General features: G+C 70.8%; 4 protein-coding genes. 1 reads left to right on the top strand and 3 read right to left on the bottom strand.

From position 1 onward, the window contains the following. From VGV06_14075 to pdhA, 3 genes are all read right to left on the bottom strand, one after another. Positions 1–511 (bottom strand): biotin/lipoyl-containing protein (locus VGV06_14075; GenBank protein HEV2056278.1); only part of this gene is annotated, 511 nt, incomplete at its 3' end. A 1-nt stretch (position 512) separates the two neighbouring features. After that, positions 513–1,493, bottom strand: coding sequence for an alpha-ketoacid dehydrogenase subunit beta (locus VGV06_14070; GenBank protein ID HEV2056277.1), 981 nt, complete (start codon positions 1,491–1,493; stop codon positions 513–515). Between the two features lie 28 nt (positions 1,494–1,521). Further along, complete coding sequence (gene pdhA, locus VGV06_14065; GenBank protein ID HEV2056276.1) at positions 1,522–2,670, bottom strand: pyruvate dehydrogenase (acetyl-transferring) E1 component subunit alpha; 1,149 nt, start codon at positions 2,668–2,670, stop codon at positions 1,522–1,524. A gap of 99 nt (positions 2,671–2,769) precedes the next feature. Between pdhA and VGV06_14060 the strand changes: the two genes are divergently transcribed. After that, positions 2,770–4,125, top strand: coding sequence for a DEAD/DEAH box helicase (locus VGV06_14060; protein ID HEV2056275.1), 1,356 nt, complete (start codon positions 2,770–2,772; stop codon positions 4,123–4,125). Positions 4,126–4,355 lie beyond the last annotated feature (230 nt).

Here is a 4,355-nt window from a genome sequence, read left to right as displayed (position 1 = left end):
GCAAGGGCGGCGGCTCGAGGCCCACGCGTGCGAGCGGCTTGGCCGGGCCCGCGGGAGCGGCGGCGCGCGCGGGCGCCGCGGGAACGTCTGGGGGGTTGCTCACGCCTGGGGGCTTGCCCGCGCTCGCGCGCACGTCGTCGTCGGTGATGCGGCCCCCCGGGCCCGTGCCGCGCACGGCCTGAAGCTCCACGCCCAGCTCGCGAGCAAGACGTCGCGTCGAAGGCGTGGCGGCAACCGGCCCGCCGTCGGCGCGTGTCGGCGCCGCCGCGCCACCGCCATCGGCGAAGCTCACGAGCGGCTGGCCGACCTTGACGGTCTGCCCGGGCTGGACATGGATCTTCTCCACGCGCCCGGCGAAGGGCGACGGGATCTCGACCTGCGCCTTGTCGGTCTCGACCTCGAGGAGCGGCGAGTCTTCCTTCACGATGTCGCCCTCGTGGACCAGGACGGCGCGGATCTCGGCTTCGACGAGGCCTTCGCCGAGGTCGGGCAGGACGAAGGTTCTCGCCATGCTAGAAGGCCAGCGTCTCGCGGGCGGCGGCGAGCACGCGCGCGACGTCGGGCACGTTCGCCTTCTCGCGCGCGAAGCCCGGGAACGGCACGTCGTAGGCCTCGACCCTGCGGATGGGCGCCTCGAGCGAGAGAAAGGCGCCCTCCATGATGCTGGCGGCGATCTCGGCGCCGGGGCCGAAGCTCCGCGGCGCCTCGTGGACGATGACGGCGCGCCCGGTTCTGGCGACGGAGGCCGTCAGCGTCTCGCGGTCGAGCGGCGAGATGGTCAGCAGGTCGATGACCTCGGGCGCCACGCCGTCCTCCGCCTGGAGCGTTTCCGCCGCCTCGAGCGCCACCCGCAGCATCGCGCCATAAGCGACCAGTGTCAGCCCCCGCCCCTCGCGGACGACCTGCGCCCGGCCGATGGGCATGGCCTCGCTCTCGTCGGGCACTTCTTCCTTGGACGCGTGGTACAGCGCCTTGTGCTCGAAGAAGACGACGGGGTCGGGGTCGCGGATCGCGGCAACGAGCAGCGCGCGCGCCGTGCGCGGCCCCGACGGGATGACCATCTTGAGCCCGGGGATGTGGGCGTAGAACTGCTCCTCGCTCTCGGAGTGGTGCTCGAGCGCGCGGACGCCGCCGCCGTACGGCATGCGGATCACCATCTGGCAGTGGAAGCGCCCCTGGCTGCGCTGACGGTAGCGCGCCGCGTGGTTCTCGATCTGATGAAAGCACTGGAAGGCGAAGCCGGAGAACTGGATCTCGCAGACGGGCTTGAGGCCGTAGAGCGCCATGCCGACCGAGCAGCCGATGATCGCCGCCTCGGCGAGCGGGCTGTCAATGACGCGGGTGCCGCCGAAGCGCCGGTGCAGGTCCTCCGTCACGCGAAAGACTCCGCCGTCCACGCCCACGTCCTCGCCGATGACGAGCACGTCCGGGTCCCGCTCCATCTCCTCCAGGAGCGCCAGGTTCAGGGCCTTGACCATGTTCAGCTTTGCCATGCGGCGCCCCGTCAATCCCTCACGATGATCAGTTCTGCCAACGGCTGGTCCTCCGCTGGCCCCGCATCGGGGGCGAGACGGGTTCGGCGCCGGCGGGTGCGGTGGCGTCCGCCGCGGCTTCCAGGCGCACCGCCAGCTCCGCGCGCTGGGCCGCCACGTCCGGCGGCAGCTCCGCGTAGGCGTGGTCGAACATACCGAGCGGGTCGGCGGGCGGCATCGCCTCGAACCGCTCGACGGCGCGGGCGATCTCCTCGTCCACCTGTTCCTCGACGGAGCCGTCGAGGAGCTTCTTCTTCTCGAGGTAGGCGCGGAAGCGCGTCAGCGGATCCTTCTGCTCCCAGGCCTTGACCTCTTCGTCGGCGCGGTACTTGGTCGGGTCGTCCGCCGTCGTATGCACGCCGAGACGATAGGTGACGCACTCGATGAGCGTCGGCCCCTCTCCCGCCCGCGCCTTGTCGACAGCCTCCCGGCTCGCCGCGTAGACGGCCAGCACATCGTTGCCGTCCACCTGGATGCCGGGGAAGCCGTACGCGGACGCCTTCTGGGCGATCGTGCGCGAGTTGGTCTGCTTCTTGATGGGCACGGAGATGGCCCACTGGTTGTTCTGGCAGACGAAGACGACGGGCACGTGCCAGACGCCGGCGAAGTTGCACGCCTCGTGGAAGTCGCCCTCGGAGGTCGCGCCGTCGCCGAAGTAGGCCATGACCACCGCGTCCTCGCCCCGGTACTGGATGCCGTACGCGATGCCCACCGCGTGAGGCAGCTGGGTCGCCACCGGTATGGCGATGGGCAGGTCGCGCTGCTCGGGGCCCGGCTGGCTGCCCTCGAGCCGGCCGGCAAACAGCAAGAGGATCTTCTCGATGGGCCAGCCGCGCCAGAGCATGGACGCGGTCTCGCGGAAGGACGGCACCATCCAGTCGGTGGGCGTGAGCGTGAAGACACTGCCCATCTGCGAGGCTTCCTGCCCCTTGATCGGCGCGAAGGTGCCGATCCTGCCCTGGCGCTGGAGCTTGAGCATCCGCTCGTCGAGGCGCCGGCCCAGCACCATGGCGCGGTAGAGCCGCTTGAGGTCGTCGGGAGAGAGCTTGGGCTCGAGCTTGGTGTCGAGCTTGCCGTCGCTGTCCAGGATGGACAGGCGCTCGGTGGGGAACTGCGGCTCGATCTGGGTCCTGGGCATGAAGTCCCCGTTCGCCAGCTATGGTACCGCGAACCGGTCGACGTGGACAGGGCGCGATATACGGCTCGAGCGAAGCCGCCTGTGAGAGGATGACGGCCTATGCCATTCTCATCCTTCGGGCTTCACCCCGATCTCCTCCGCGGCGTCAAGGAGATGGGCTTCACCCGCCCCACCCCGATCCAGCAGGACGCGATCCCTCCGGCGATGGAAGGCCGCGACGTGCTCGCCTGCGCCATGACGGGCAGCGGCAAGACGGCGGCGTTCGTCCTGCCCATCCTCCACCGCCTCACGCCCAAGCGCCGCGGGGTCACCCGCGCGCTGATCATCACGCCGACACGCGAGCTGGCGGCCCAGATCGACGAGCACCTGAGCCAGATGGCCATGCACACGCCGATGTCTGGCGCGGCCGTCTACGGCGGCGTCGGCATGGGGCCGCAGGAGCACGCCTTCAGGACGGGCGTGGACGTCATCGTCGCCACGCCGGGACGGCTTCTCGACCACTTCCGTTTCCCCTACGCGAAACTCGAGGGACTCGAGATCCTGGTCCTCGACGAGGCCGACCGGATGCTCGACATGGGCTTCCTGCCCGACATCCGCCGCATCCTCAAGCATTTGCCGCCGCGGCGCCAGACGCTCTTCTTCTCGGCGACCATGCCGGCTCCCATCATGACGCTGACGCGCGAGCTGCTGCGCCAGCCGGCGACCATCAATCTCGAGCGCAAGGCTGCGCCCGCCGTCGGCATCACCCAGGCCGTGTACCCGGTGGCCCAGGACGTCAAGTCCTCCCTGCTGCTGGAGCTGATCAAGCGCGGCGAGATGAAGAGCGCGCTCGTCTTCACGCGCACCAAGCACCGCGCCAACCGGCTGGCCGACTTCCTCTCGCGCCACAGCGTCAACTGCGAGCGCATCCACGGCAACCGGAGCCAGGCGCAGCGAACAGCGGCGCTCGCGGGCTTCAAGAGCGGCCGGTTCCGGATCCTGGTCGCCACCGATATCGCCGCGCGCGGCATCGACGTGGAGGCGCTGAGCCACGTGATCAACTTCGACGTGCCGAAAGTGCCGGACGACTACATCCACCGCGTCGGGCGCACGGCCCGGGCGGAGCTGACGGGCGACGCCTTCACCTTCGTCGCGCCCGAGGAGGAGGGGGATCTCTCCGCCATCGAGCGCGCCGTCGGCAAGCGCCTGCCGCGCGTGATCCTGCCCGACTTCGAGTACGCCCGGCGCGGGTCGGAGAAGCTCGAGATCCCGCTGGCGGAGCGCATCGCGGCCATCCGCTCGCGGAAGGCCGAGGACCGCGCCCGCGCCAAGACCAACGCCCAGCGGCGCGGCCAGCACCAGGCGCCGCAGGGCCCGCGCTCAAGCGCCGCGCCCAGGTCGCCCGCCGGACCCGCACGGCCGGTACAATCGTGGCCCGGAAGGCCGTCAGGCCCGCCCCGTCACGGCATTCGATAGCGCGCGGCATTGACGGGCGCCGGTCGCTCCCGATTCCCCGCTACGAAACAATGCGTTGGCGCGCTCCTCAATGCTGTCCGGGCCTCCCGGTCAACCCGGGCTCAGGCGAGGAGGTCGCGGACGCGGATGCCGGCATGAGGCGCCGCGAGAGGACTGACCTGACGCGAGGGGTCGAGGATCTCCCGCCTCGCGTAGCGCGCGCCGAAGGGCGCGGCGGCATCGGGCGCCGG

Source organism: Candidatus Methylomirabilota bacterium (assembly GCA_035936835.1).
GTDB lineage: Bacteria > Methylomirabilota > Methylomirabilia > Rokubacteriales > CSP1-6 > AR37.
This window is presented reverse-complemented; position numbering and strand designations above follow the sequence as displayed.